Origin of the sequence: Rhizobium sp. BT03, assembly GCF_030053155.1 — a bacterium.
GTDB lineage: Bacteria > Pseudomonadota > Alphaproteobacteria > Rhizobiales > Rhizobiaceae > Rhizobium.
This window is the reverse complement of sequence record NZ_CP125640.1, coordinates 2,242,940-2,267,813: the sequence shown is the minus strand read 5'-3', so window position 1 is coordinate 2,267,813 and position 24,874 is coordinate 2,242,940. Positions and strand designations below refer to the sequence as shown.

Sequence of the window (24,874 nt, the reverse complement as noted above, 5' to 3'; positions counted from 1 at the left end):
CGGGGAGAGGGGACTTGCCCCGCGAGACGTTAGCAAGGGACGGAGAGGTCGCGGCATATCCCCTTCTCCCCGTAAAACGGGGAGAAGGTGCCGGCAGGCGGATGAGGGGCCGGCGTCGGCAATCGGAGGGTCTCCAACCCGGAAATCGCGCCGCGCCGTCTTAGCTGCGGGTGATCGAAATGCCGCCGTCAACCAGCGAAGCCGTACCGGTGACGAAGCTCGCATCGTCGGAGGCGAGGTAGAGAACCGAGCGGGCGACTTCGTCAGGTGTCGCGACGCGCTTCAGCGCATGCATATTGGTGACGGCGGCCCGCTTGTCGGCCGTATCGTTCATGTCCCGGTACATCTCGGTATCGACGGCGCCCGGCAGGACGGCGTTGACGCGCACGCCCTGCGCTCCGAATTCGGCGGCGAGCGCCTGCGTCAGGCCGATCAGGCCGGATTTGCTGGCGGCATAGGCGGCAACGCCCGGAAAGGCGAAGCTGTAGCCGACGAAGGTCGAAGTGAAGATCACCGAGCCGCCGCCTTTTTCCGCCATCGCGCCGATCTGATGTTTGGCGGCGAGGAAGGATGCCGTGAGGTTGACATCAAGCGCCTCGCTGAAGCCTACTTCCGAGACACCGGTGCTCGGGCCGGCCTCGCCGATGATGCCGGCATTGTTGAAGGCGATGTCGAGCTTGCCGTAATGGGTCACGGCAGCCGCGACCAGCGCCTTGTGATAGTCTTCCGACCGGACGTCGCCGGCAATGGCGACGGCGTCGCCGCCCTCTGCTTTGATCTCCGCGACGAGACTGGCGAGCTCAGCCCGACGTCGGGCACCGACGACGACCTTGGCGCCTTCGGCGGCAAAGAGCTTTGCCGTGACGCGGCCGATGCCGGAGCTTGCGCCGGTGACGATCGCGACCTTGTTGTCCAAGCGGTTCATGGTTCCATCTCCTGTGTTGGAAGCGAGGCGGCCCCTGCCGTCCCTTTCGTTGACAGGAAGATGGCATTTTCCCTTCGTTCGGATTAGTCTTCAAATAGAGGAATTCGAATTCGGAAAGACCGAACGATGATCAGGATCGAAGGCATTGCGGCTTTCGTCGCCGTCGTCGAGGCAGGCTCGGTCAGCGAGGCGGCCCGGCGGCTCAGGCTCTCCAAATCCGTCGTCAGCGAAAGGCTGGCCGAGCTGGAGAAATCGCTGGGCGGCACGCTGCTGCACCGAACGACGCGCAAGCTCACCTTGACCGAGGACGGTGAGGTCTTCCTGGAGCGGGCCGGGCGTATCGTGCGCGAGATCGAGGAGGCTGCCGCCGATATGGCCGAGCGGCGCGGCACGCTGTCGGGGCCGATCCGCATCGCCGCCCCGGTCACCTTCGGCCGCATGCATCTCGGCCCGGCGCTCTATCCCTTTCTTGCCGACCATCCCGATATCGAACTGACGCTCGATATCGACGACCGGCGTGTCGATGCCGCCTCGGACGGCTATGACGCCATCATCCGCAACGGCCCGATCGCCGATAGCCGGCTGGTTGCCTGGAAGCTTGCGCCGAGCCGCCGCCTGCTCTGCGCGTCGCCGGATTATCTCGCGCGGGAGGGAATGCCGCTGTCGCTTGATGATCTCAACAGCCATCGCGGTATCTTCTACACCAATCGCGGCGTCGCCGACTGGCGCTTCCAGACGCCGGAGGGGGCGATCCTCGTCCGTGCAAAACCGGCGCTCGGCATCAACAACGGCGACATGCTGCGCGACGCCGCGATCGCCGGTCTCGGTATCGCGCTGCTGCCCGCCTTCATTGCCGGCCCGGCCATCCGCGAGGGACTGCTTGCCGAAATCGATGTCGGTCACAGGCCGGAGGCCGAATTCATCTATATGGCCCATCCCGAGGGACGAAATCCTTCCGCCAAGCTGCGCGCCATCGCCGATCATCTGAAGAAGAGTTTTGGCGATCCGCCCTATTGGGATATTGCGGATAGAGCATGATGCCGAAAAGTGTGAGCGGTTTTCGGGCGACATCATGCTCTAACTCTTTAATGTAGAACAGGATTCAGATTTTAGGCCAACCGGCCTAAAATCATCCTGTTCTAACCCATGAATTCGAAGGTTCGTCAGGATGAAGATATGGCGCTGCCAGCGCATGGCGCGAAGACTATGATCGCAGGGGAAAAGCACTACCTGACACGCGGCGCCGGCGCTTATCGACGCGCCAGCCTGGCGCTTTTCCTCTCCGGTTTCTCCACCTTCTCGCTGCTTTATTGCGTGCAGCCGCTGCTGCCGATCTTCTCGCAGGAATTTGCCGTCAGCCCGGCCGGAAGCTCGCTGTCGCTCTCGCTCTCCACCGGCTTCCTCGCACTCGCCATCGTCTGCGCCGCCGCCGTCTCGGAAGGCCTTGGCCGCCGCAGCCTGATGTCGATATCGCTGGTCGGCGCCGCCTTGCTGACGGTGGCCACCGCCTTTGCCCCGAACTGGCAGCTGCTGCTTGTCATCCGCGCCCTGCAGGGCTTCGTTCTCGGCGGCGTGCCCGCCGTCGCCATGGCCTATCTCGCCGAGGAAATCGATCCGCGCGGCCTTGGCGCCACCATGGGCCTTTATGTCGGCGGCACGGCCTTCGGCGGCATGTCCGGCCGCGTTCTCACCGGCATCTTCGCCGAATATCTCGGCTGGCGGCCGGCGCTGTTCCTCATCGGCGCCATCGGCCTTGCCGCCGCGCTCGGCTTCATCGCCCTGCTGCCGCCGTCGAAGAACTTCGTCCGCCGGCCCGGCTTCGATCCGCGTTTCCACGCGAAGGCCTGGCTCGGCCATCTCAAAAATCCGGCGCTGCCCTTCATCTTCGCCATCGCCTTCCTGGCGATGGGCTCCTTCGTGACCATCTACAATTACGCCGGCTTCCGTCTCGTGGCGCCGCCCTATGGCCTCAACCAGACCGAACTCGGCCTGATCTTCACCGTCTATCTCTTCGGCATCGGCGCCGCCTCGATCGGCGGCCTGATCGGAGACCGGATCGGGCACTTCCGCGTTCTTCTCTTCGGTCTTGCGCTGACCGCCGCCGGCAGCGCGCTGACGCTCTTCGCCCCGCTGCCCTCCATCATTCTCGGCATCGTGGTGCTGACATCAGGTTTCTTCATGAGCCATTCCATCGCCAGCGGCCTCGTCGGCAGGCTGGCGCATGGCACCAAGGGCCACGCCTCGTCGCTCTATATGCTGGCCTATTACGTCGGCTCCAGCCTCATGGGGTCGGCGGGTGGCTGGTTCTGGGCAATCGACGGCTGGGCCGCCGTCGTCGCCTTCACCCTTGTCATGCTGGCGCTCGCCTTTATCTCCGCCTGTGTCGCGCAGCGTCTCGCCAGGAGAAAAACATGATCCGCATCGACCGTCTCGATCATCTCGTGCTGACCGTCGCCGATATCGCAGCCACCTGCGATTTTTATTCCCGCATCCTCGGCATGTCGGTCGAAACCTTCGCGGAAGGCCGCAAGGCGCTGAAATTCGGCCGCCAGAAGATCAATCTGCATCGGGCCGGCCACGAATTCGAACCCAAGGCGAGACATGCCGCCCCCGGCTCCGGCGACCTCTGCTTCATCGCCGAAACGCCGATTGCCGACGTCATTGCCCACCTGCAGGCATCAGGCATTGTGATTGAGGAAGGTCCGGTCGAACGCACCGGCGCGACCGGACGGTTGCGTTCGGTTTATTTCCGAGACCCAGACGGCAATCTCATCGAAGTTTCGAACCTGATCGACTGACGCTCGATAGGCCGATATCCGCCTCCGGGCTCAATCCAGCCGGATATAGGGCACGTCCTTCTTCGCCACCTCATCCAGCGCCTCCTCGTAGCCCGCATCGGCGTAACGCATGACGCCGAGGGCAGTGTCGTTGGTCAGCGCGTGGTCGAGCCGCTCGTCGGCGGCATCGGTGCCGTCGGCGACGACGGTGACGCCGCAGCTCGTCATGTAGCCGGCATAACCGCCGCCGCCGGAATGGACGACGACGAGATCGGCCATCGACGAGCAGAGCATCATCGCGTCGATCAGCGGCCAGTCGGCGATCGCATCCGATCCGTCCTTCATCCGCTCGGTCATGATGTTGGGATGCGCCATGGCGCCGGCATCGAGATGGTCGCGGGAAAAGGCTATGGGGCCTTTGAGCTCGCCGCCTGCGACCAGCGCATTGACGTGCCGCGCCAGCATCGTGCGTTCGCCGTGGCCGAGCCAGGCGATACGGGCCGGCAGCCCCTCGAAGGGAACGTGCTCGCGCGCCAGCCGGATCCAGTTGGTGATGATCCTGTTGTCGGGGAAGAGTTCGAGCAGCAGATCGTCGATGCGGGCGATATCGCTCTCCTCGCCCGACAGAGCCATCCAGCGGAACGGGCCGATCGCCCGGGCGAACAGCGGCCTCAGATAGGCTTCGGTGAAGATCGGAATGTCGAAGGCATCGGCGACGCCGCCTTCTTTCGCCTGGGTGCGGATGAGGTTGCCGTTGTCGAAGACTTCCGCGCCGCGCTTCTGGAAGTGCAGCATCGCCGTCACATGCTCGACGATCGAGGCGCGGCTTGCCGCCATCAACTGCCCCTGGCCGTCGTCGCGCAATCCTCTCACCTGATCGAGGTCCATGCCCTTCGGCACATAGCCATAGACGAGGTCGTGCGCCGAAGTCTGGTCGGTGACGATATCGGGCACGATGCCGCGCCGGGCGATTTCGGGATAGACCTCCGCCGCATTGCCGACGAGCCCGACGGATAGCGCCCGCTTCTCCTTGACCGCCGCGTCGATCATCTGAAGGGCGGTATCGAGATCGGGGGCGATCTCCTGGAGATAACCGATCTCCTGGCGCTTGCGGGCGCGCTCCGGATCGATGTCGACGCAGAGGATCGCCGCCCCCGCCATGCGGCCGGCGAGCGGCTGCGCCCCACCCATGCCGCCGAGGCCGGCCGTCAGCACGAACCGGCCGGCGAGATCGCCGCCGAAGCGCCGCTCGGCAATGCGCATGAAGATCTCGTAAGTGCCCTGGATGACGCCCTGGCTGCCGATATACTGCCAGGCGCCGGCCGTCAGGCCGCCCCAGCAGATCAGTCCCTTGCGCTGCAGCTCATAAAACACCTCGGCTTTCGCCCATTGCCCGACGATATTGCAGTTCGCCATGATGACGAGCGGCGCCTTGGCATGCGTCCGCACCAGCCCGATCGGCTTGCCCGACTGGATCAGCAGCGTCTGATCCTCCTCCATCTCGGTCAGCGCCTTGACGATGCCCTTATGCGCCGCCCAGCTGCGGGCCGCCTTGCCGAGCGCGGCATAGACGATCAGGTTTTCGGGATCCTCGCCAACGGAAAGCACGTTTTCGAGCAGGCGCAGCAGCGCTTCCTGCCGCCAGCCCCTGGCCCGCAGCTCCGGCCCGCCGGGGATGGGAAATTTCGGATGACGCGGATTGGCCTTCGGCATGGTTGTTCCTCGCTTGGTCTCTGTTTCCCCTTCTCCCTGCCGGGGAGAAGGTGGCCCGAAGGGTCGGATGAGGGGGCCACACGGCATAACATTCATTGCCCTTCGCTTGCGCTCAGGCACTCGCGGCCTTGCCGCTCACCCCCTCATCTATCCCTAGGACATCTTCTCCCGCTGGGGAGAAGGGGGAAAGCGCAGTCGTCACTTGCCCGGCAGCGATTCCACATAGGCGAGCGCCGCATCGAGCAGACGCCGTCTCAGCGCATCGTCGCCGTAGGCCTCGGCATTGGCGCGCACCCAGCCATGCATGACCCGCTCACCCATCGACATCTGGATCACGCCCGGCAGCATCAGCGCCCAGCCGTCATTGCCCTTGCCGAGACGGATCAACATGCCGTCACTGCGCGCGCCGCAGAGAAGGTTGCCGTTCAGCAGGAAGGCCCAGCCGCCGAACATGGATTTTTCGGCAAGGCCAGGCCGATCGCCGAGTGCCTCGCGCAGCAGGTCTTCCAGTCCCCGATCGCGCGCCATGGCTCAGGCCCTCGCCGCTAGCGCATAGCGGGCGATCTCGATCCCCATCGCCTTCTCGACGACGGGATAGACGGTGGGATCGAGCACGCTTGCCGACAGCGGGATGATATCCTTCGGCACATGCAGGATGAAGACCTGCATGCCTTCCCTAAGCTGGCCGACGCTGAGTGGCTCGCCCTCCTGGGACAGCGTGCTGATCACGGCGGGGAAGGTGGCAAGCCGGCCGCCATCGGCATCGTCCACGGCCATATATTCGTTCATCACATGCAGCGTCACCGATTTTGCGCCCGAACCGACGCTGACCGTGCCGATGTCGAAAGCTTCCCTGGTGTAGACGACGTCCTTTCCAGATATGACGCCCTCGGCGAGGATATGCCCGCCCGTCGTTTTGCAGATCGCGTCGATGACGGCGGCTCCGCCGCGTTTCTCCGCCGCGATGATCGCCTCTCCGAGCGCAAGCGCCATCGAGATGCCGCCGAGTGCGGCGTGACCACGGACATAGGAAGCGCGCAGCGGGTTGCGGCAGCTGGCGATGAAGCCGCCGGATTGATCGGCGGCGGCGCGCAGCACCGGCGAGATCTTCGCCGTCGCGCCCTTCACCACCAGTTCGATGTACCGGTTCTCGGCTCGATTGCCGCCGACGGCCGTCTGGATCATCTGCTCCGGCGAGCCGGCCATGCCGATCGAGCCCATGTCGCCGGTGGGATGGGCGCGGATATCGCCGACCGCGTCGACCACCTTGGTGCCGAGGATCGCCGAGGGCAGCCAGCCGTTCAGGGTCGAGGATTTGCCGTTCTGGCCGATGATCAGCCCGGACAGCTTTTCGCCGAGCGCCTCCTGCAAGAGCTGCACCGCCTTCACGTAATCGATGCCCTGCATTTCCCAGGGCGTGGTGGAGGCGGGCGCGCCGATCGCGGCTGCGGTGGCGATCCAGTCGTCGTCCCTCAGCTCCTCGATCGAGACCAGCTCCGGCTTACCGACATTGACGGCTGCAAGCCCAAGCATCCTTCCGTGATCGGCCCAGCCGCCGCCGCCGGCGGCATAGACGGAGCCGCCCTTGACCGCGGCTTCCACGTCCTTCTCAACCAGTATGCGTCCCATCGGCCTTCTCCCGCGTCAAATCCTTGTCCATCTCGCGCACCGCCTCGAACAGCACGGCGGCGCCGAGCGCGATGTCGTCATTGTCGGCCCATTCGTCGGCGGAGTGGCTGCGGCCCTCCCGGCAGGGCACGAAGATCATCGCCGCCGGCGCCACCTTGGCGATCCAGGCGGTATCGTGCCCGGCGCCCGACGCCATGCGCCGGTGTTTGGCGCCGACACGGATGCAGGCGGCCTCCAGCGTCGAAAGCAGCCCGGCATCGCCCGGCGTCGGCAGATTGTCGGACACCCGGCTCGGCGGCTTGATCGTCACGCCATAAGCGTCGGCGAGCTTTTCGACATGACCGTCGAGCCAGCGGCAGAAGGCTTCCATATCGGCGCGGATTTCGGCGCGGCCATCGATCAGCAGCGCTACCTTCGACGGCACGACATTGGCGGCATTCGGCTCGATCCTGAATTCGCCGACGGTTGCGGCGAAGTGGCCCGGCATCTTGGCAAGCTCGGCGGCGGCGTTGCGGATGTCGAGCACCAGTTGGGCGGCCGCCACCAGCGCATCCGCCCTCCGGTCCATCGGCGTCGTGCCGGCATGGTCGGCTCGCCCCTCGACGGCAATTTCGATGCGGGTGATGCCGGAGATGGCGGTGACGATGCCGATATCCTCCCGTTCGGCTTCGAGCACCGGTCCCTGCTCGATATGCAGTTCGAGAAAGCCTGCGATATCCGGCCGCTTCTGCTGCGCCAGCACGCCTGGCGTGCCACCCACCTCGGCGATGGCTTCGGCCAGGTCGCGCCCGTCGCTGACGCGCGAAAGCCAGGCCTCCGGCAATTGCCCGGTCATCCCCCGGCTGCCGATACAGGAGACGCCGAAGATACTCACCTCCTCGGCAAGGAAGTCGACGATCTCGAGATCGTGGTCGAGCTCGATCGCCCGGTCGCTGAGCGCACGCGCCACCTCAAGCGCCGAGATCACCCCGGCAATGCCGTCGAAGCGGCCGCCATCCGGCACCGTGTCGGAATGCGAGCCGAGCATGATCGTGCCGAGCCAGGGTTTGCGGCCCGTGCGCCGGCCGATCAGATTGCCGGCGGCATCGATCCGCGTTTCCAGCCCCGCCGCCTTCATCTGCGCTTCGATATAGGCCCGGCCTTCGAGAAAGAGCGGCGTGAAAGCCCGCCGCGTCCAGGGATGGCCGGGCTCGGTAATCGCGGCGAGCGCCTCGATATCCCCGGCGATCCGGCCGGCATCGACGGGAAGATTGCGGCTCATGCGAGCGCTCCGGCAACGACCTGGCGCGACAGCGGCCGGACGAACCGGCCGGTGCCGGGCTCGGCCAGCACCTTGCCGCCTTCGGCGATCTTTTCGCCCCTGAGATAGGTGGCCGCAACGCTCCACGGCAGGCGAATGCCGTTATAGGGGCTCCAGCCGACGACGTTGTTGCCGCTGGCAGACGCGTCATAGATGCCGTCCCGCGGCTCCAGCACGATGATATCGGCATCCTTGCCGGGCTTCAGCGCCCCCTTGATATGGTCGAGGCGGAAATGCCTGGCCGGGTTCTCCGCCATCAACCGGGCCGCCCATGTCAGCGGAATGCCGCGTTCGCTGGCGCCTTTGACGAACAGCGGCACCATCACCTCGAGGCCCGGCACGCCGGAGGCATTGGCGAGCATATCGGGATTGGTCTTGCGGTTCTCCGACCAGCTGACATGATCGGTCGAGACCAGCCAGACATCGCCCTCGGCCACCTTCCGCCAGAGCTTCTCCACCTCGGCGCGCGGCCGCAGCGGCGGATTGATCTTCGCCTTGCCGCCGAGGCGCTTGACGTCGTTCTCTTCGTCGAGCGTCAGGTAATGGACGCAGCATTCGACGGTCGCGGCAAAACCGTCGCGGCGATAGGCACGGGCGATATCGTAGCCGCGCCCGAGCGAGCAGTGCACCACATGCGCCGGGCAGCCGGTGGCGGCCCCCGTCTCGAAGATCGTATGCATCGCCAAGAGTTCGGTAATCGGCGGCCGCGACAGGCCGTGTGCCCGCCAGTCGGTGATGCCGCTCGCCTTCACCGCAGCCATATAGCTGCGCACCGCCTCGTCATCCTCATTGTGCACGCCTGCCGTCAGCCCCGTCGGCGCGATCGCGGCAAAGCAGGCGTCGAGCAGGGCCGGTGGAATACGCGGAAAACGCTTGGGGTCGGTGCCGAAAGTCGAGAATTTGAAGGCGGCAACGCCTGCCTCGACCATCTCGCCGATCCGCGCCGGGCCTTCTTCCGGATCGACCGTGCCGTAAAGCGCGAAGTCGACACGCGCCTGCGGGCCAGCATGGTCGATCTTGCGTTTGACCGCCGCCGCCGAGCAGACGAGATCGCCCTCGTCATAGGGCATGTCGACGATCGTTGTTACGCCGCCGGCCGCCGCCGAACGCGTCGACCAGATGAAATCCTCCTGATCCTTCTGGGAAAGCGAGTGCACCTGGGCGTCGATCGCACCGGGCAGGATCAGCGCTTTGCCGAGCAGATGCCGTTCACGCGCCGCAGGCGGCACGCCGAGGCCGACCTCGGCGATCCTGCCGTCGCGGGCGGCAACATAGCCTTCTTCGAGAATGCGGTCGGGCAACACCACCGTGCCCTGCAGAACGAGATCGAAGTCCATGACGCTTCCTCCCAGGCTGAGATCAGAGTGCCTGCGCCTCGTGGTGGGTCAGGCGCTCCTCGATATGCTCCAGTGACCCGAGGGCAAAGAAATCGTCGAAGGAGGCGATCGGAACCTGCTCGGTCAGCCTCGAGAGGAAGTCGTCCGAGCCGAGCTCCTCCTCGATTGCCTCCACCTCGGCCGAAAGCGGCCGGTCGACAGTATAGAAATCCGCATGTTTGCGCACGACCTCGTAGAGCATGGCGGCAACCCCCTTCGGTTCGTCGCCGAGAATGTCGATCGCCTGGGCAGACAGCAGCGCCTCCAGTGCTGCCAGACGCTTCAGCGCCTGCATCTGGCGCTCGAAGCGCTCGATGACCAGGGGCAGGAAGGCCGCCTCGTCCTCCAGCCCGGCGGCCACCACCAGCGACTGCGCCGACACCGGATTGGACATCGACAGCACGCGCGAAAAAATCTCGCCGGCAAGCTTGATGATCGGCCCGAAACCTGTGGCGATCCGCCCTGGCGGCACGAGATTGACCGGCAGGTCGCGCCGCTGGCCGTTGCCGAGAATGACGCAGCGGTTGAAGGCGTTGCGCGCCGCATGCGCCATGCAGAGTGCGGCCGATTCCAAGAGGATCGTCACATCGAGCGGCAGCGAACCGCCCGAGGTCATCACCCGGCCTTCGACTACGACGGGATTGTCGTCCGAACGCCCGGTGGCGGCAAGGATTTTATGGCCTGTCGACAGCAGGTTTTCGATGACCGCGCCGAACACTTGGGCGATCATGCGCAGGCTGAGCGGATCCTGCACATGCGTCGCGACCGGCCAGTTCCAGTCGTCGGAGGCATTGCAGAGCCAGGCGCCGATCAGCGCCTCGCGCGCCGTGCCGACATGGCGCACCGCCTTCCAGGGATCGCGGGAGGCGCCGAGCGCGCCGGCCGCCATCATCGCCGTCGCCAGCAGGATGCGGATCGAGGCGGCGGCATTGCGCGTCGTTTCCGCAGCCGCGGCAAAGCTCACCGCATTGATGCTGAGCGAGGCGAGGCTGTCGCGCGGCGCCATCCGCACCGGCTCCAGTCCCGCTGCCCGGAAGGCGTCGGCTGCCTGCATGCGGCTGCCGCGATAGACCGCTTCGCCGACGCCGGTCAGCACCGCGCCGATCTGCCCCATCAGGCCGATATCGGCACAGCCGATCGAGCCGGTGCGGCGCACCACCGGGATCAGATCGGCTTTCAGCATGGTGATATAGGCTTCGATCAGCTCCGGCGTGCAGCCGACCTGGCCGGTCAGCGCCGTATTGACGCGGATCGCCATGGCGTTGCGCACGACATTGCAGGAAAAGGGCGTGCCGGTGCCGAAATGATGGGCGCGCACCAGGCCGAGGTTGAAGGTGTCGAGTTCGTCGGCCGACCACTCCACATCCTTCATGGCGCCGACGCCCGTCGTCGAGCCGTAGACCGGCATGCCTGAGGCAATCGCATCCTCGACGATCTCGCGGGCAATGGCGATGCGGGCCATGCCGGTCGCCGAAGCCGATATCGTCGCCTTGCCCGCACCGATCGCCGCCATCTCGGCAAAACCGAGCGGCCGTCCGGAAAGTTCGATGCCAAGGCGTTCGTGCTGCATGTGCCATATCTCCTAGAACAGGATGATTTTAGGCCGGTCCGGCCGAAAATCTGAATCCTGTTCTAAATTAAAGAGCTAGAGCATGATGTCGCCCGAAAACCGCTTACACTTTTCGGCATCATGCTCCAACGGTGAGACTAAGCGCCTCCTCCGTCATATGGGATATCCCAAATGCCGAACACAGCATGTTTAGGACGGATCAGCTCAGCATCCAGGCAATATAGAGAAGCGTCAATGCGATGATCCACAGCGCGATCCTGGCCGAACGGTTGTGCCGAGCCTCGGCCTTGCCGATCGCCTCCGCCGTCTGTTCGTCGAAACGTAAGCCGTGTTCGCTCATATGCAGAAGCTGGTGGTGGAATTTTTCGGTCTTCGCCGCAATTTCCGGCACGGCTTCGGCGAGCTTCACCGCGGCCTTCAGCCCGTCCTTGAGATCGGTGGCGATCCGCTTCGGCCCGAGATTGGTGCGGATCCAGTCGCCGACGACGGGCTCGGAGGCCTTCCACATGTTGAAGCGCGGATTGAGCATGCGCGACACGCCTTCGACCACGACCATGGTCTTCTGCAGCATCACCAGCTCCGGCCGCGTCGCCATGTCGAAGAGTTCGGTCACTTCGAAAAGCAGCGTCAGGAGCTTGCCCATCGAAATCGTTTCGGCCGGCTGCCCATGGATCGGCTCGCCGATCGCCCGGATCGCCTGGGCGAAGCTCTCGACATTGTGGTGGCCGGGCACATAGCCGGCCTCGAAATGCACCTCGGCGACGCGGATATAGTCGCGGGTGATGAAGCCATAGAGGATTTCGGCGAGGAACCGCCGTTCCTTTTTGCCGAGCCGCCCGACAATGCCCATGTCGACGGCGACGATCATGCCACCCGCATCGACGAAGAGGTTGCCCGGATGCATGTCGGCATGGAAGAAGCCGTCGCGCAGCGTATGGCGCAGGAAGGACTGGATCAGCGTATCGGCAAGCAGGTTGAGATCGTGGCCGGCCGCGCGCAGTCCCTCGACATCGGACATCCTCGTGCCGTCGATCCACTCCATGGTGATGACGTCGCGCCCCGTTCGCTCCCAGTCGACCTTCGGCACGCGGAAGCCGGGATCTCTCTCGGTATTCTCGGCGATTTCGGAAAGAGCGGCCGCCTCCAGGCGAAGATCCATCTCCATCTTCGTCGTCTGTTCCAGCGTCTTCGTCACCTCGACCGGCCGCAGCCGCCGGCTCGAAGGCAGGAAACGCTCCTGCATACGGGCGACGAGATACATCGCCTCGATGTCATGGGCAAAACGCTGGCGTACCCCGGGCCGCACGATCTTGACGGCGACCTTCTTGCGCCCCGCCGATGTCTCGACTTCGGCCGGATGCACCTGGGCGATCGAGGCGGCGGCAATCGGCTCGTCGAAGTTCGCATAGAGTTCGCCGATCGGCCGCCCGAGCGAGCCTTCGATATTGGCCTTGGCGGCAGCCGAGGGAAAGAAGGCCATCCGGTCCTGCAGTTGCGACAGGTCATTGGCGAATTCGACGCCGACGACATCCGGCCGCGTCGCCAGGAACTGCCCGATTTTCACATAGGAGGGACCGAGCCGCTCGACGGCCTGCGCCAACCGGTCGCTGCGCTTCTGGTGCCGCGCCTTGCTGCGCTCGAAAATCGTCACGAAGGATTTGGCGAGCGCCACCGGAGGCGGCAGGCCCTCGGACGGCAGCGCCGAGACGACGCCTTCGCGCACGAGCACCCAGCCGACGCGCCAAAGGCGGAAATAGGCCCCGAATGTGCTCATGCCACAGTGCCCCGCCGAGGGAGGTTTGTCTTTTCTTCCCTCATTCCCTCAGAGCTTCCAGCCGGAATGCAGCGCGGCGATGCCGCCGGTATAATTGGTGTAGCTGACGCGCGAAAAGCCGGCTTGGCGGATCATTGCCGCGAAATTCTCCTGGTTGGGGAATTTGCGGATCGATTCCACCAGATACTGATAGGGTTCGGCATCGCCGGTGATCGCCTTGCCGAATTGCGGAATGGCATTGAACGACCATGTGTCGTAGATCTTGTCGAGAAGCGGCATGTCGACTTCGGAAAATTCCAAGACCAGCAGCCGTCCGCCGCGCTTCAGGACGCGATAGGCCTCCGACAGCGCGACATCGATCCGCGGCACGTTGCGGATGCCGAAGGCGATCGTATAGGCGTCGAAGCTCGCGGCCTCGAAGGGCAGCTCCTCGGCATTGGCCTCGACGAAGGTCAGATTGCCTGACAGTTTCTTCTTTTCCGCCCGCTCGGCGCCGACGCCGAGCATCGAGCCGTTGATGTCGAGCACGGTCGCATGCGCCTGCCGGCCCGAAGCCTCGACGATGCGGAAGGCGATGTCGCCGGTGCCGCCGGCAACGTCGAGCACCTTGTAGCCCGGCTCCTTGCGCGGGTTCAGCGCCGCAATCATCGCATCCTTCCAGGCGCGGTGCATGCCCATCGACATGACGTCGTTCATGATGTCGTAGCGTTTGGCGACCTTGTGGAACACTTGGTTGACGAGGCCCTGCTTCTCGCCGTCAGACACCTCGCGGAAGCCGTAGGAGGTCTCCATGCCGCCATCGGCGGAAGTGCGGCTTTCTGACATCAGACTGCTCCGTTCCTTGATATTCAGCCGCGCAAGCCATAGCGAAAGACCGCGCGCGACGTTATCACTGGGCCGCGCTCTCCGCGGACCACTGGCGCTATAGCGCACATCGTCCTCGGTTGAAACACGTTAGATACAGATGGGTTAAGATGCCGGAATTGCCAGAAGTCGAAACGGTGAAACGCGGCCTGGCGCCGGCGATGGAGGGGGCTCGCGTCGCCCGGCTCGAGCTGCGCCGCGGCGATCTGCGCTTTCCCTTTCCCGAGGCCTTCGCCGACAGGGTGTCCGGCCGCACCATCGTCGGGCTTGGCCGCCGCGCCAAATATCTGCTGGTCGATCTCGACGACGGCAACACGCTGATTTCCCATCTCGGCATGTCCGGCTCTTTTCGCATCGAGGAGGGCGTCGCCTCGGGGACACCCGGCGAATTCCATCATGCCCGCTCGAAGGACGAGAAGCACGATCACGTCGTCTTTCATCTCGACGCTCCGGGCGGCCCCCGCCGCGTCGTCTATAACGACCCGCGCCGTTTTGGCTTCATGGATATGGTGGAGCGCGCCGATCTCGCCGCCCATCCCTTCTTCCGCGATCTCGGCCCGGAGCCGACCGGAAACGAGCTTGGCGCCGCCTATCTCGCCGAACGCTTCCGCGACAAGGCGCAGCCCTTGAAGAGTGCGCTGCTCGACCAGAAGAACATTGCCGGTCTCGGCAATATATATGTCTGCGAAGCGCTCTGGCGCGCGCATCTTTCGCCGCTCCGCGCCGCCGGCACGCTGGTGACCGCAGGCGGCCGGCCGAAGCAGCAGCTCGACCTGCTGGTCGCCTCGATCCGCGATGTCATCGCCGATGCGATTGCCGCCGGCGGATCCTCGCTGCGCGATCATATCCAGACCGACGGATCGCTCGGCTATTTCCAGCACTCCTTCTCCGTCTATGATCGCGAAGGTCAGGCTTGCCGCACGCCCGGCTGCGGCGGTACGGTCGCCCGTATCGTCCAGGCGGGCCGCTCCACCTTCTATTGCGCCACCTGCCAGAAATAAGAGAGAACCGGGAGAACAGCATGGCCTATGAGACCCTGATCGTCGAAACCCGAGGCAATGTCGGCCTCGTCACGCTGAACCGCCCGCAGGCGCTGAACGCCCTGAACTCCACCGTGCTGAAGGAATTGAAGGAGGCCTATGCCGCCTTCCATGCCGACGCGGCGGTCGGCGCCATCGTCATCACCGGTTCCGAGCGCGCCTTTGCCGCCGGCGCCGATATCAAGGAGATGCAGCCGCTCCAGTTCGCCGATATCTATAAGAGCGATTTCATCAGCGGCTGGGATGAGGTCGCCAAGGCGCGTAAGCCGGTCATCGCCGCCGTCAGCGGCTTTGCGCTCGGCGGCGGCTGCGAGCTCGCCATGATGTGCGATTTCATTATCGCCGCGGAGACGGCGAAGTTCGGCCAGCCGGAAATCACCCTCGGCGTCATTCCCGGCATGGGCGGCTCGCAGCGGCTGACGCGCGCCGTCGGCAAGGCGAAGGCGATGGATCTCATCCTGACCGGCCGGATGATGGATGCGGCGGAAGCCGAGCGATCGGGACTCGTATCGCGTGTGGTGGCGCCCGAGCGTCTGCTCGAGGAGGCTCTTGCCGCGGCCGAAAAGATCGCCTCGCTTTCGCAGCCCTCGGTGATGATGGCCAAGGAGGCGGTCAACCGCGCCTTCGAGACGACGCTGGAGGAGGGGCTCCGCTTCGAGCGCCGGCTGTTTCACAGTCTCTTTGCCACAGACGACCAGAAGGAAGGCATGGCGGCCTTCGTCGAGAAGCGCAAACCGGCTTTTAAGCACCGTTGAACGCTTTTAGGCTGTTCGGGCGGCAAAGCTTGAAAAACCGCGTTGACGTGGGCCGGCTTTAGAGTTATATGCCCGCCCACGGTTCGGAAAGCCGGTCTGGTTTTCCGCGATTGCTCCCGCATTGCTGGATTTTGTGGCCGCAGGGCCCGCGGTAATGGCGGAGTTTGTTCGAATTCTTGAGAGAGGCATCCATGGCCAATACAACTTCGGCGAAAAAAGCGACCCGCAAGATCGCCCGCCGTACCGACGTCAATAAGGCTCGTCGCTCGCGCGTTCGTACTTTCGTTCGCCAGGTCGAAGAGGCCATCGCATCCGGTGACGCCGACAAGGCGAAGGCCGCTTTCCTGGCCGCTCAGCCCGAGCTTGCCCGCGCCGCCAGCAAGGGCGTGCTGCACTCCAACACGGCATCCCGCAAGGTCTCGCGCCTGGCCGCTCGTGTGAAGGCTCTCTCGGTCACCGCGACCGCGTAATCTTCCGTTAAGGTCTTCCTCTTTATGATTAGCCCGGTAATTTTACCGGGCTTTTTCGATTCCGCCGATCAGCCCTTCTATGGTTAATCCTGCGACTGTTTCGTGTCAGTGCCATGACAGGAAAAATTGTTTAAAAACAAAGACTTGCGCAAGGATGCTTTCATGCCGCGCGACTCTGCCCCGAGCTTCCGGGACCAGGGGGGAGTCAAGAAGATTTTTATTTTTTTTCTTTCCATGCGTGTCAAAATAGCCCGAACGGGGAATCTCCTTGATTCAAAAGCGATTCTTTTTTGACGCTGGTGTGACGCCCGAAAACGGCCGGCGGAGTCAATGCCCGCTTCTTAATTTTGCGTAAAATTCATCGTTGATATTGCCTTTTGATCCTGCCTAAATGGCTTCCAACAAAGGGCGCGGACATCACCTGCAGAGGCTCGGTCTTAACTGCCACGTCGGCAGGGCGATAAGTTTGTGCCATTTGTTACGGAGCCTTGCGCTTCCGTTTTTTCAAGCACTCGACGGATTTGGGCCGTAACGTGGCTGTTACGGGCAGGGATGTTTTGTGTCTTCAGTGGCCACACGTTTAAGGCGAGGCCGCCGGAGAAGGTTAAAGTGATATTGCGTTCGGGCTGATCGGTCGAAAACGAGGATCGACCGCCGGCCTGGCACGGAAAGCCGATGAAGGTTGCCGCATGAATGCGGTTCCTGCAACGGAATTCTATGCCGGTCCCTTCGGGGGCAGTGTTTGAGTGAACCGGCAGGTAAGCGGCTTCATGAGGATGCCGTCAGCTCGCCAAAGCGGGGAATAATCGGGCGGCTATTTTAGCGGAAGCCGCCCGGTGGAATTGAAAGGCGGCATTATGCAGATGAATACGATGACGACGGGCGGGCTCGACAATGGGGATGTGGCACCGCAGGCGTTTGGCTCCATGCGCCTCGAAGTGGGAGAAGCAAAGGCGGAAATGAAGCACAGCATCTTGTTTGAGCGCGTCAGCGCGCGCTTGAAGGCTCAGGTCGGTCCTGACGTCTATGCCAGCTGGTTCGCCCGGCTGAAGCTGCATTCGGTATCGAAGAGCGTGGTACGCCTGTCGGTACCCACCACCTTCCTGAAGTCGTGGATCAACAATCGTTATCTCGATCTCATCACCGGTCTGTTCCAGGCCGAAGATCCGGAAATTCTGAAGATCGAAGTCCTGGTGCGCACGGCGACGCGCAGCGGCACGAAGGCGCTCGATGAGGCGGTCCAGCCCGAGCCGGTCGTTGCCCCCCAGGCGCGCCGCCCGGCAAGCGCCCAGCCGGCCGGCCAGGCCGTCCAGCAGGCGGTTTCGTCAGTTGCTGCGGCAAGGCCCGCAAGCTTTGGCTCGCCGCTCTTTGGTTCGCCGCTCGACAGCCGCTTCACCTTCGACACCTTCGTCGAAGGCAGCTCGAACCGTGTCGCACTTGCGGCGGCGAAGACGATCGCCGAAGCCGGTTCCGGCGCCGTGCGCTTCAATCCGCTGTTCATCCATTCGGCGGTCGGCCTCGGCAAGACCCACCTGCTGCAGGCAATCGCCAATGCGGCGGTGCAGAACCCGCGGGCGCTGCGCGTCGTCTATCTCACAGCCGAATATTTCATGTGGCGCTTCGCCACGGCGATCCGCGACAATGACGCGCTGACGCTGAAGGATTCGCTGCGCAACATCGATCTCCTGATCATCGACGACATGCAGTTCCTGCAGGGCAAGATGATCCAGCATGAATTCTGCCATCTCCTCAACATGCTGCTCGACAGCGCCAAGCAGGTGGTTGTCGCCGCCGATCGCGCCCCCTGGGAGCTGGAATCGCTCGATCCCCGCGTCCGCTCGCGCCTGCAGGGCGGCGTGGCGATCGAATTCGACGCGCCGGATTACGAGATGCGTCTCGAAATCCTCAAGCGCCGCCTGGCGGCCGCCCGGCTCGAAGATCCGTCGCTCGAAATTCCGGCCGACCTGCTGCAGCACGTCGCCCGCAACATCACGGCCAGCGGCCGCGAACTCGAAGGCGCCTTCAACCAGCTGGTCTTCCGCCGCTCCTTCGAGCCGAACCTGTCGATTGAGCGCGTCGACGAACTTCTGGCCCATCTGGTCGGCTCAGGCGAGCCCCGCCGGGTGCGCATCGAGGATATCCAGCGCATCGTCGCCAGGCACTACAATGTCTCGCGCCAGGAACTGGTTTCGAACCGCCGCACCCGCGTCATCGTCAAGCCGCGCCAGATCGCCATGTATCTGTCGAAGACGCTGACGCCGCGCTCCTTCCCCGAGATTGGCCGCCGTTTCGGCGGGCGCGATCACACGACCGTGCTGCACGCCGTGCGCAAGATCGAAGAGCTGATATCAGGAGACACCAAGCTGTCGCACGAAGTCGAGCTCCTGAAGCGGCTGATCAACGAATAATCACCCAATTTTCGGAAAACTTAGACGGCTGGAAGCGATTCCGGCCGTTTTGCTTTATGAGCGTTTTATTCTATACCTCCGGCCATCCCGCGCATGTCCGATTTGGAGCGGCATGCGTCGGACAAGACTGAAGCGCCGAGAGGGCGCATGGGAGGATAATGAATGAGTTTTAGAAAGATCGCCGTTCTCGGCCTCGGCAAGGTCGGACGGCTGGCGGCCACGCTGTTGCATGAAGGCGGTTTCGAGGTCATCGGCGTCGATGCGCAGCTGCCGTTGAGCGACGTCCCCTTCAAGTGCCGCGCCGGCGATATTGCCGACGTCCAAGTGGTCGGCGAGCTGCTGTCGAATGTCGAGGCGGTGCTCTCCTGCCTTCCTTACCATCTGAACATCGAATTGGCGCGCGCCGCCCATCTCGCCGGCATTCATTATTTCGACCTGACCGAAGACGTTCCCACCACCAATTTCATCATCGAACTGTCCAAGACCGCCCGCGGCCTGATGGCGCCGCAATGCGGCCTGGCGCCGGGTTTCGTCGGCATCGTCGGGTCAAGCCTTGCCGACGGCTTCGAGCGCTGCCGCTCGATCCGCATGCGCGTCGGCGCCCTGCCGCAGCATCCGACGGGCCTTCTCGGCTACGCCTTCAACTGGTCGCCTGAAGGGGTCGTCAACGAATATCTGAACGATTGCGAGGTCATCGAGGGTGGGGTGCGCAAGCTCGTCTCGCCGATGGAATGGCACGAGACCGTCTATGTCGGCGGCGTCAAGCTCGAAGCCTTCACCACCTCGGGCGGCCTTGGCACCATGTGCGACACCATGCTCGGCAAGATCGACAATCTCGACTACAAGACCATGCGTTATCCCGGTCACATGGAGCTGATGAACTTCTTCTTCCACGAGCTCTTGATGCGCGACAAGCGCAAGCTCGCCGGCGAGATCCTGACCAATGCCAAGCCGCCTGTCGAAGACGATGTCGTCTATGTCCATGTCGCCGCCGAGGGCACGGAGAACGGCAGCTTGCGCCGCAAGGAATTCGTGCGCGCCTATTATCCGATCGAGATTGCCGGTGCACGCCGCACGGCGATCGCCTGGACGACGTCGGCCTCCGTCGTCGCCGTCATCGAAATGGTCCGCGACGGGTTGTTGCCGGCCACCGGCTTCCTGCACCAGGAGCATATTCCGTTGGAGATGTTCCTGAAGACGCCGACCGGCAGCCTGTTCAAGGCCGGCGCCACCAGCCACAGGTGAGAATGGTTTCCGGCGCGGATGGCGATATCGTTGCCGCGCTGGAAACAATCCGTTGTCCTGATGTCAGCAGGCGAGGTCGGCGACGACGGAATCGAGGATCAGCATGCCGGAGGGCGTGCAGCGCAGGCGCGAATTGCCGATCCGCTCGATGAATTTGTGTTCGAGCAGGAATTCTTCGCGCTTCGGGTCGAGCTCGCGGCCGGAAAGCTGCTGCCAGCGGGCAAGATCGACGCCTTCCCGGAGCCGCAGTCCCATCAGCAGCAATTCGTCGGACTGTTCCTCGTAGCCGAGCCGCTCCTCGTCGAGAATGCCATGGCCGTCGCGCTCGACCATATCGAGCCAGGCTTCCGGCTTGCGCTCGGTCGCCGTCGCGATCTTCTCCGGGCCGCGCGTCAGCCGGCCATGCGCGCCGGGGCCGATGCCGGCATAATCGCCGTAACGCCAGTAGGTCAGGTTATGCCGGCTTTCCGCACCCGGCCGGGCATGGTTGGAAACCTCATAGGCGGGCATGCCCTCGCGCGCGGTGATCTCCTGCGTCGCCTCGTAGAGCACGGCCGATTGCTCGCCATCCGGCACGATCAGCTTGCCTGATTTGTGCAGGCCGTAGAAGGGCGTGCCTTCCTCGATTGTCAGCTGATAGAGCGAAAGATGGTCGACCGCGTAGGAGATCGCCTCCTTAAGCTCCTTTTCCCATTCCTCGACCGTCTGGTCCGGCCGGGCATAGATGAGATCGAAGGACATGCGTGGAAAAATGTCACGCGCCAGCCGGATCGCCTTCAGCGCGTCGGCGACATCATGCAGCCGGCCGAGGAATTTCAGATCCCGGTCGTTCAACGCCTGCACGCCGAGCGACACGCGGTTGACGCCGGCCGCCCGGTAGCCGCGGAAGCGCTCGGCCTCGACGCTCGAAGGATTGGCCTCCATGGTGATCTCGATACCATCGGGCACGTGCCAGTGCCGCGCAATGCCGTCGAGAATTGAAGACACCGTTTCCGGCTTCATCAGCGAGGGCGTGCCGCCGCCGAGGAAGATGCTCGTCACCGTCTTCGGCCCGCTCATCGCCCGGATCGCCGCCATCTCCTTCAGGAAGGCTGCCGTAAAGCGTTCCTGATCCACCGGCTGGTGGCGCACATGGCTGTTGAAATCGCAATAGGGACACTTCGCCGCGCAGAAGGGCCAATGGACATAGACGCCGAAGCCGGGCTCGCCGGTATCGGGCAGCAGCGCCGCGTCGCGCGAGGGGCTTGGCGTGTCGAAATTGTCCACGTGGCGACCTTATGCCTCCAGGCAGGTTTCGACAAAGAGTTTGAAGGCGCGGGCCCGGTGCGACAGCGCCTGCGGCTTGCCGATGTTCCAGCCGTGTTTTTCCTCGCCGCTCATCTCGCCGAAGGTGACGCCGTAACCCTCGGGCTGGAAGACCGGATCATAGCCGAAGCCCTGGGTGCCGCGCGGCGGCCAGACCACATTGCCTTCCACTTCGCCGCGGAAGAGCTCGGTATGGCCGTCCGGCCAGGCGAGGCAGAGCACGCTGACGAAACGCGCGGTGCGCTGGTCAGGCTTGGTCGCGCCGGCATCCTGCAGCGCCTTTTCCACCTTCGCCATCGCCATGTCGAAATCGCGCGTGCCGTCCGATGTCTCTGCCCAATTGGCGGTGTAGACGCCGGGATCGCCGTCAAGCGCGTCGACCACCAGTCCGGAATCGTCCGAAAGCGCCGGCATGCCGGCTGATTTGGCGGAGGCTATCGCCTTGATCGTCGCATTCTCCTCAAAGCTCGTGCCGGTTTCGTCGGGCTCGACGAAGTTCAGCTCGGCGGCCGATTTGGCGGTGAAGCCGAGCGGCCCGATCAATTCCTGGATCTCGCGGATCTTGCCGGCATTGTGGCTGGCGACGACGATGGTCTTCGTTTCGAGCTTGCGCATTCAGATATCCTGTTCGATGCCCCAGATTTTAGCCTCCGCGCATTCCAGGCTGTTACCCTCAGGGTCGCGGAAATAGATCGAGCGGCCGCCATTCGGCCAATGCACCTCGGATTCGATCGCCACGCCGGCCGCTCTCAGCCGCTCGGCCATCGCATCGATATTGCGGCCGGAGACCCTGAAGCAGGCATGGCCCGCTCCTGATGTGCCGTGCGGCGGCACCTGCAGGGCGCCTGGCGCCGGCGGTTTGACCGTTTCCTCGGGATTGAAGATCAACAGAACGCCGGGGCCGCAGCGGAAGAAGACATGCCGGTTGGCGGCGCGGGTGATCTTTTCGAGCCCGAGAACGCTCTCGTAGAACGCCTCGGCCTCATCGAGATCGCGCGCATAGAGCGCCGTTTCCAACATGCCTTCCAGCATGGGGTTCATCCCGCAATTGCCTGTTTCTGCAGGGCGACGAGTTCGCCGATGCCGTTCTTGGCAAGACCCATCAGCGAGGTGAATTCCTCTTCGGAAAACGGCGTGCCTTCGGCCGTGCCCTGGATCTCGACGATGCCGCCGGCACCGGTCATGACGAAATTGGCGTCGGTCTCGGCCGAGGAATCCTCGAGATAATCGAGGTCGATCACCGGTTGGCTGGCGAAAACACCGCAGGAAATGGCGGCGACATGATCCTTCAGGACCCGGTCGACCTTGATCATGTTGCGGCTTTCCATCCATTTCAGGCAGTCGTAAAGCGCGATCCAGCCGCCGGTGATCGACGCGGTCCGCGTGCCGCCATCGGCCTGGATGACATCGCAATCAAGGGTGATCTGCCGTTCGCCGAGCGCCTGCAGGTCGACGACGGCGCGCAGCGACCGGCCGATCAGCCGCTGGATCTCCTGGGTGCGGCCGCCCTGCTTGCCGGCGGCCGCCTCACGCTTCATGCGCTCGCCGGTCGCCCGCGGCAGCATGCCGTATTCGGCCGTGACCCAGCCCTTGCCGGTATTGCGCAGCCATGGCGGCGTCTTTTCTTCGAGGCTGGCCGTGCAGAGCACATGCGTATCGCCGAATTTCACCAGGCAGGAGCCTTCCGCATGCTTGGAAAAATTGCGCTCGAACGAGACCTTGCGCATCTGGTCGATTTTTCTGCCTGAAGGCCGCATTCTTATCTCCTGGGGTTTGTTGACCGCTTCTACGATTGGCGGCGCCCATTTGCAAATTCCCTTTTGCCACGGCTGCGAGTTTGACTTACTTTTCGGGAAGTATCATCAGCGCGGGTTCGTAAGCTTCATGGGCATCAGGTCGACATCGGTTTCGGATGCCGTTGCTGCGCTGGACGAGCGCTCCAGGGAAATTTTTCGCCGTATCGTCGAAGGCTATCTGGAGAGCGGCGAGCCGCTCGGTTCGCGCAACCTGTCCCGGCTGCTGCCGATGTCGCTGTCGCCGGCCTCGGTGCGCAACGTCATGAGCGATCTCGAAGATCTCGGCCTGATCTATTCGCCGCATATCAGCGCCGGCCGGCTGCCGACCCAGATCGGCTTGCGCTTCTTCGTCGATGCCTTCATGCAGGTCGGCGACCTCTCGGCCGAGGATCGCGCCAGCATCGACCGCCAGGTGCGGGCCGAAAGCGGCGGCAATCCGGTGGAATCGATGATGAACGAGGCCAGCCGCATGCTGTCGGGCATTTCGCGCGGCGCCGGCCTGGTCATAACCTCGAAAAGCGATCCGGTGCTCAAACATGTCGAGTTCATCCGGCTGGAGCCGACAAAGGCGCTGGCCGTGCTCGTCGGCGATCACGATCAGGTGGAAAACCGCATCATCGAACTGCCGGCGGGCGTCACCTCCTCGCAGCTGACCGAGGCGGCGAATTTTCTCAATGCCCACATGTCCGGCCAGACCCTGCCGGAGCTGCGCAAACAACTAAGCCAGCTGAAGGATGATGTCCGTCACGAGCTCGACGCCCTATCGCGTGATCTCGTCGAGCGCGGCATCGCCGTCTGGGCCGGCAGCCCGGACGAGGGCAAGCCGGCGCAGCTGATCATCCGCGGCCGCGCCAACCTGCTCGAAGGCCTTGCCGGCGCCGAGGATCTCGACCGGCTGCGCCTGCTGTTCGACGATCTCGAAAAGAAGGACAGCCTGATCGAGATCCTCAACCTCGCCGAAACCGGTTCGGGCGTGCGCATTTTCATCGGCTCGGAAAACAAGCTCTTCTCGCTGTCCGGCTCGTCGCTCATCGTCGCGCCCTATCGTGACGATGACGATCGAATCGTCGGCGCCGTCGGCGTCATCGGCCCGACGCGGCTCAATTATTCCCGCATCGTGCCGATGGTTGATTACACCGCCCAGCTCGTCTCCCGGCTTTCGCGCAATCCGCATTGACGCCACTTTGACGAAGACCGCGGAATTTTCGCTTCTTTGTCACGCAGACTTGATTTTTTTCGGTCAAACCTCGATATCGGGCGCATCTGAAGACACCAACCGGAGACCGTCATGACCGATGACACGACGAAAAACGGACCTGACGCAACTGCGGCCGATGCCGCAGCCGACGCTGCCGCCTACGTCGAGAATGATACCGTGCAGGAAGAGACCGCCCAGCCAGACCCGCTCGAGCTTCTGAAAGCCGAAAACAGCGAGCTGCGCGACCGCTATCTGCGCCTTGCCGCCGAAATGGACAATCTGCGCCGCCGCACCGAGCGTGAGGTCAAGGACGCCAAGTCCTATTCCGTCGCCGGTTTTGCGCGTGACATGCTCGCCGTCTCGGACAATCTGCGCCGGGCGCTGGATGCCATCTCTCCGGAGGCCAAGGATGCGGCCGATGCCGGCCTGACGACGCTGATCGAGGGTGTGGAGATGACCGAGCGCGCCATGCTCTCGGCGCTCGAGCGTCACGGCGTTCGCAAACTGGAACCGGTCGGCCAGAAGTTCGATCCGAATTTCCATCAGGCGATGTTCGAAGTGCCGAACCCTGATGTGCCGAACAACACGGTCGTCCAGGTCGTGCAGGCAGGTTTTTCCATCGGCGAGCGCGTGCTGCGCCCGGCCATGGTCGGCGTCGCCAAGGGCGGCCCGAAGGCCGAAGCCGAAACCAATTCGGTCTTCGACGAGAAAGACGCCTGAACCGCTCCT

Annotated in this window: 23 protein-coding genes; 10 read left to right on the top strand and 13 right to left on the bottom strand. The window is 63.8% G+C overall.

Annotated features, from left to right (window positions below; translation table 11 throughout):
- Nucleotides 1-160 precede the first annotated feature (160 nt).
- Nucleotides 161-925 carry an SDR family oxidoreductase gene (locus QMO80_RS11160; RefSeq protein ID WP_283196677.1) on the bottom strand — a complete coding sequence of 255 codons (765 nt, stop codon included), beginning with the start codon at nt 923-925 and terminating at the stop codon, nt 161-163.
- A 126-nt stretch (nt 926-1,051) separates the two neighbouring features.
- Between QMO80_RS11160 and QMO80_RS11155 the strand changes: the two genes are divergently transcribed.
- The 3 genes from QMO80_RS11155 (at nt 1,052) to QMO80_RS11145 (ending at nt 3,723) form a co-directional block, all read left to right on the top strand.
- Nucleotides 1,052-1,963 carry a LysR family transcriptional regulator gene (locus tag QMO80_RS11155; protein WP_283196676.1) on the top strand — a complete coding sequence of 304 codons (912 nt, stop codon included), beginning with the start codon at nt 1,052-1,054 and terminating at the stop codon, nt 1,961-1,963.
- 138 nt (nt 1,964-2,101) lie between these two features.
- Complete coding sequence (locus QMO80_RS11150; protein WP_283196675.1) at nt 2,102-3,340, top strand: MFS transporter; 1,239 nt, start codon at nt 2,102-2,104, stop codon at nt 3,338-3,340.
- Nucleotides 3,337-3,723, top strand: coding sequence for a VOC family protein (locus QMO80_RS11145; RefSeq protein ID WP_283196674.1), 387 nt, complete (start codon nt 3,337-3,339; stop codon nt 3,721-3,723). The genes QMO80_RS11150 and QMO80_RS11145 overlap by 4 nt, the downstream gene beginning before the upstream one ends.
- 30 nt (nt 3,724-3,753) lie before the next feature.
- Here QMO80_RS11145 and QMO80_RS11140 read toward each other — a convergent pair whose 3' ends face one another.
- The 8 genes from QMO80_RS11140 to ubiE form a co-directional block, all read right to left on the bottom strand.
- Complete coding sequence (locus tag QMO80_RS11140; protein ID WP_283196673.1) at nt 3,754-5,415, bottom strand: urocanate hydratase; 1,662 nt, start codon at nt 5,413-5,415, stop codon at nt 3,754-3,756.
- Nucleotides 5,416-5,613: 198 nt separating this feature from the next.
- Nucleotides 5,614-5,943: a TfoX/Sxy family protein gene (locus tag QMO80_RS11135; RefSeq protein WP_283196672.1), complete on the bottom strand. Its 330-nt coding sequence runs from the start codon at nt 5,941-5,943 to the stop codon at nt 5,614-5,616.
- 3 nt (nt 5,944-5,946) lie between these two features.
- The gene (locus QMO80_RS11130) at nt 5,947-7,044 is read right to left on the bottom strand and encodes a DUF917 domain-containing protein (protein ID WP_283196671.1); all 1,098 of its coding nucleotides are present in this window, start codon (nt 7,042-7,044) and stop codon (nt 5,947-5,949) included.
- The gene (locus tag QMO80_RS11125) at nt 7,025-8,305 is read right to left on the bottom strand and encodes a Zn-dependent hydrolase (protein WP_283196670.1); all 1,281 of its coding nucleotides are present in this window, start codon (nt 8,303-8,305) and stop codon (nt 7,025-7,027) included. The genes QMO80_RS11130 and QMO80_RS11125 overlap by 20 nt, the downstream gene beginning before the upstream one ends.
- The gene (locus QMO80_RS11120) at nt 8,302-9,681 is read right to left on the bottom strand and encodes a dihydroorotase family protein (RefSeq protein WP_283196669.1); all 1,380 of its coding nucleotides are present in this window, start codon (nt 9,679-9,681) and stop codon (nt 8,302-8,304) included. The genes QMO80_RS11125 and QMO80_RS11120 overlap by 4 nt, the downstream gene beginning before the upstream one ends.
- A 22-nt stretch (nt 9,682-9,703) precedes the next feature.
- Complete coding sequence (locus tag QMO80_RS11115) at nt 9,704-11,290, bottom strand: aromatic amino acid lyase (protein ID WP_283196668.1); 1,587 nt, start codon at nt 11,288-11,290, stop codon at nt 9,704-9,706.
- Between the two features lie 199 nt (nt 11,291-11,489).
- Entirely contained in the window at nt 11,490-13,064 is a 1,575-nt protein-coding gene (gene ubiB / locus QMO80_RS11110) for a 2-polyprenylphenol 6-hydroxylase (RefSeq protein ID WP_283196667.1), read from the bottom strand.
- Between the two features lie 48 nt (nt 13,065-13,112).
- A complete protein-coding gene (gene ubiE, locus QMO80_RS11105) occupies nt 13,113-13,889 on the bottom strand; it encodes a bifunctional demethylmenaquinone methyltransferase/2-methoxy-6-polyprenyl-1,4-benzoquinol methylase UbiE (RefSeq protein WP_283196666.1) in 777 nt (258 codons plus the stop codon).
- Nucleotides 13,890-14,038: 149 nt separating this feature from the next.
- On the opposite strand from ubiE, the gene mutM reads away from it, so the two are divergent.
- The 5 genes from mutM to QMO80_RS11080 all read left to right on the top strand — a co-directional run bounded on the left by mutM (nt 14,039) and on the right by QMO80_RS11080 (nt 19,846).
- A complete protein-coding gene (gene mutM / locus QMO80_RS11100) occupies nt 14,039-14,929 on the top strand; it encodes a bifunctional DNA-formamidopyrimidine glycosylase/DNA-(apurinic or apyrimidinic site) lyase (RefSeq protein ID WP_283196665.1) in 891 nt (296 codons plus the stop codon).
- A gap of 20 nt (nt 14,930-14,949) precedes the next feature.
- Nucleotides 14,950-15,723 carry an enoyl-CoA hydratase gene (locus QMO80_RS11095; RefSeq protein WP_283196664.1) on the top strand — a complete coding sequence of 258 codons (774 nt, stop codon included), beginning with the start codon at nt 14,950-14,952 and terminating at the stop codon, nt 15,721-15,723.
- A gap of 191 nt (nt 15,724-15,914) precedes the next feature.
- Complete coding sequence (gene rpsT / locus QMO80_RS11090; protein ID WP_064693542.1) at nt 15,915-16,193, top strand: 30S ribosomal protein S20; 279 nt, start codon at nt 15,915-15,917, stop codon at nt 16,191-16,193.
- 857 nt (nt 16,194-17,050) lie between these two features.
- The gene (dnaA, locus tag QMO80_RS11085; protein WP_283200077.1) at nt 17,051-18,601 is read left to right on the top strand and encodes a chromosomal replication initiator protein DnaA; all 1,551 of its coding nucleotides are present in this window, start codon (nt 17,051-17,053) and stop codon (nt 18,599-18,601) included.
- 162 nt (nt 18,602-18,763) lie between these two features.
- Nucleotides 18,764-19,846, top strand: a complete 1,083-nt coding sequence (locus QMO80_RS11080; RefSeq protein ID WP_283200076.1) for a saccharopine dehydrogenase family protein — start codon at nt 18,764-18,766, stop codon at nt 19,844-19,846.
- A gap of 63 nt (nt 19,847-19,909) precedes the next feature.
- Here the strand turns inward: QMO80_RS11080 and hemW are convergent, their stop codons facing one another.
- The 4 genes from hemW to rph are packed head-to-tail and all read right to left on the bottom strand — an operon-like array spanning nt 19,910 to nt 22,908.
- On the bottom strand, nt 19,910-21,112 hold the full coding sequence (hemW, locus tag QMO80_RS11075) for a radical SAM family heme chaperone HemW (protein ID WP_283200075.1): 1,203 nt from the start codon (nt 21,110-21,112) through the stop codon (nt 19,910-19,912).
- A gap of 9 nt (nt 21,113-21,121) precedes the next feature.
- Nucleotides 21,122-21,766 carry an RdgB/HAM1 family non-canonical purine NTP pyrophosphatase gene (gene rdgB, locus QMO80_RS11070; protein WP_283200074.1) on the bottom strand — a complete coding sequence of 215 codons (645 nt, stop codon included), beginning with the start codon at nt 21,764-21,766 and terminating at the stop codon, nt 21,122-21,124.
- Complete coding sequence (locus QMO80_RS11065; protein ID WP_283200073.1) at nt 21,767-22,192, bottom strand: VOC family protein; 426 nt, start codon at nt 22,190-22,192, stop codon at nt 21,767-21,769.
- Nucleotides 22,189-22,908 carry a ribonuclease PH gene (rph, locus tag QMO80_RS11060; protein ID WP_003570827.1) on the bottom strand — a complete coding sequence of 240 codons (720 nt, stop codon included), beginning with the start codon at nt 22,906-22,908 and terminating at the stop codon, nt 22,189-22,191. Before rph ends, QMO80_RS11065 begins: the two co-directional genes overlap by 4 nt.
- Before the next feature lie 127 nt (nt 22,909-23,035).
- Between rph and hrcA the strand changes: the two genes are divergently transcribed.
- Together hrcA and grpE are read left to right on the top strand one after the other, a co-directional pair.
- On the top strand, nt 23,036-24,124 hold the full coding sequence (gene hrcA / locus QMO80_RS11055; RefSeq protein WP_283200072.1) for a heat-inducible transcriptional repressor HrcA: 1,089 nt from the start codon (nt 23,036-23,038) through the stop codon (nt 24,122-24,124).
- A 111-nt stretch (nt 24,125-24,235) separates the two neighbouring features.
- Nucleotides 24,236-24,865, top strand: coding sequence for a nucleotide exchange factor GrpE (gene grpE, locus QMO80_RS11050; protein ID WP_283200071.1), 630 nt, complete (start codon nt 24,236-24,238; stop codon nt 24,863-24,865).
- The last annotated feature ends 9 nt before the right edge of the window (nt 24,866-24,874 follow it).

Coding starts and splice junctions, on each gene's coding strand:
- dnaA (WP_283200077.1), top strand. CDS start 17,051: ATGCAGATGAATACGATGACGACGGGCGGGCTCGACAATGGGGATGTG.
- QMO80_RS11150 (WP_283196675.1), top strand. CDS start 2,102: ATGGCGCTGCCAGCGCATGGCGCGAAGACTATGATCGCAGGGGAAAAG.
- QMO80_RS11160 (WP_283196677.1), bottom strand. CDS start 925: ATGAACCGCTTGGACAACAAGGTCGCGATCGTCACCGGCGCAAGCTCC.
- mutM (WP_283196665.1), top strand. CDS start 14,039: ATGCCGGAATTGCCAGAAGTCGAAACGGTGAAACGCGGCCTGGCGCCG.
- QMO80_RS11115 (WP_283196668.1), bottom strand. CDS start 11,290: ATGCAGCACGAACGCCTTGGCATCGAACTTTCCGGACGGCCGCTCGGT.
- QMO80_RS11135 (WP_283196672.1), bottom strand. CDS start 5,943: ATGGCGCGCGATCGGGGACTGGAAGACCTGCTGCGCGAGGCACTCGGC.
- QMO80_RS11120 (WP_283196669.1), bottom strand. CDS start 9,681: ATGGACTTCGATCTCGTTCTGCAGGGCACGGTGGTGTTGCCCGACCGC.
- rph (WP_003570827.1), bottom strand. CDS start 22,908: ATGCGGCCTTCAGGCAGAAAAATCGACCAGATGCGCAAGGTCTCGTTC.
- QMO80_RS11155 (WP_283196676.1), top strand. CDS start 1,052: ATGATCAGGATCGAAGGCATTGCGGCTTTCGTCGCCGTCGTCGAGGCA.
- rdgB (WP_283200074.1), bottom strand. CDS start 21,766: ATGCGCAAGCTCGAAACGAAGACCATCGTCGTCGCCAGCCACAATGCC.
- QMO80_RS11145 (WP_283196674.1), top strand. CDS start 3,337: ATGATCCGCATCGACCGTCTCGATCATCTCGTGCTGACCGTCGCCGAT.
- ubiB (WP_283196667.1), bottom strand. CDS start 13,064: ATGAGCACATTCGGGGCCTATTTCCGCCTTTGGCGCGTCGGCTGGGTG.
- QMO80_RS11080 (WP_283200076.1), top strand. CDS start 18,764: ATGAGTTTTAGAAAGATCGCCGTTCTCGGCCTCGGCAAGGTCGGACGG.
- rpsT (WP_064693542.1), top strand. CDS start 15,915: ATGGCCAATACAACTTCGGCGAAAAAAGCGACCCGCAAGATCGCCCGC.
- grpE (WP_283200071.1), top strand. CDS start 24,236: ATGACCGATGACACGACGAAAAACGGACCTGACGCAACTGCGGCCGAT.
- QMO80_RS11095 (WP_283196664.1), top strand. CDS start 14,950: ATGGCCTATGAGACCCTGATCGTCGAAACCCGAGGCAATGTCGGCCTC.
- hrcA (WP_283200072.1), top strand. CDS start 23,036: ATGGGCATCAGGTCGACATCGGTTTCGGATGCCGTTGCTGCGCTGGAC.
- ubiE (WP_283196666.1), bottom strand. CDS start 13,889: ATGTCAGAAAGCCGCACTTCCGCCGATGGCGGCATGGAGACCTCCTAC.
- QMO80_RS11130 (WP_283196671.1), bottom strand. CDS start 7,044: ATGGGACGCATACTGGTTGAGAAGGACGTGGAAGCCGCGGTCAAGGGC.
- QMO80_RS11140 (WP_283196673.1), bottom strand. CDS start 5,415: ATGCCGAAGGCCAATCCGCGTCATCCGAAATTTCCCATCCCCGGCGGG.
- QMO80_RS11125 (WP_283196670.1), bottom strand. CDS start 8,305: ATGAGCCGCAATCTTCCCGTCGATGCCGGCCGGATCGCCGGGGATATC.
- QMO80_RS11065 (WP_283200073.1), bottom strand. CDS start 22,192: ATGAACCCCATGCTGGAAGGCATGTTGGAAACGGCGCTCTATGCGCGC.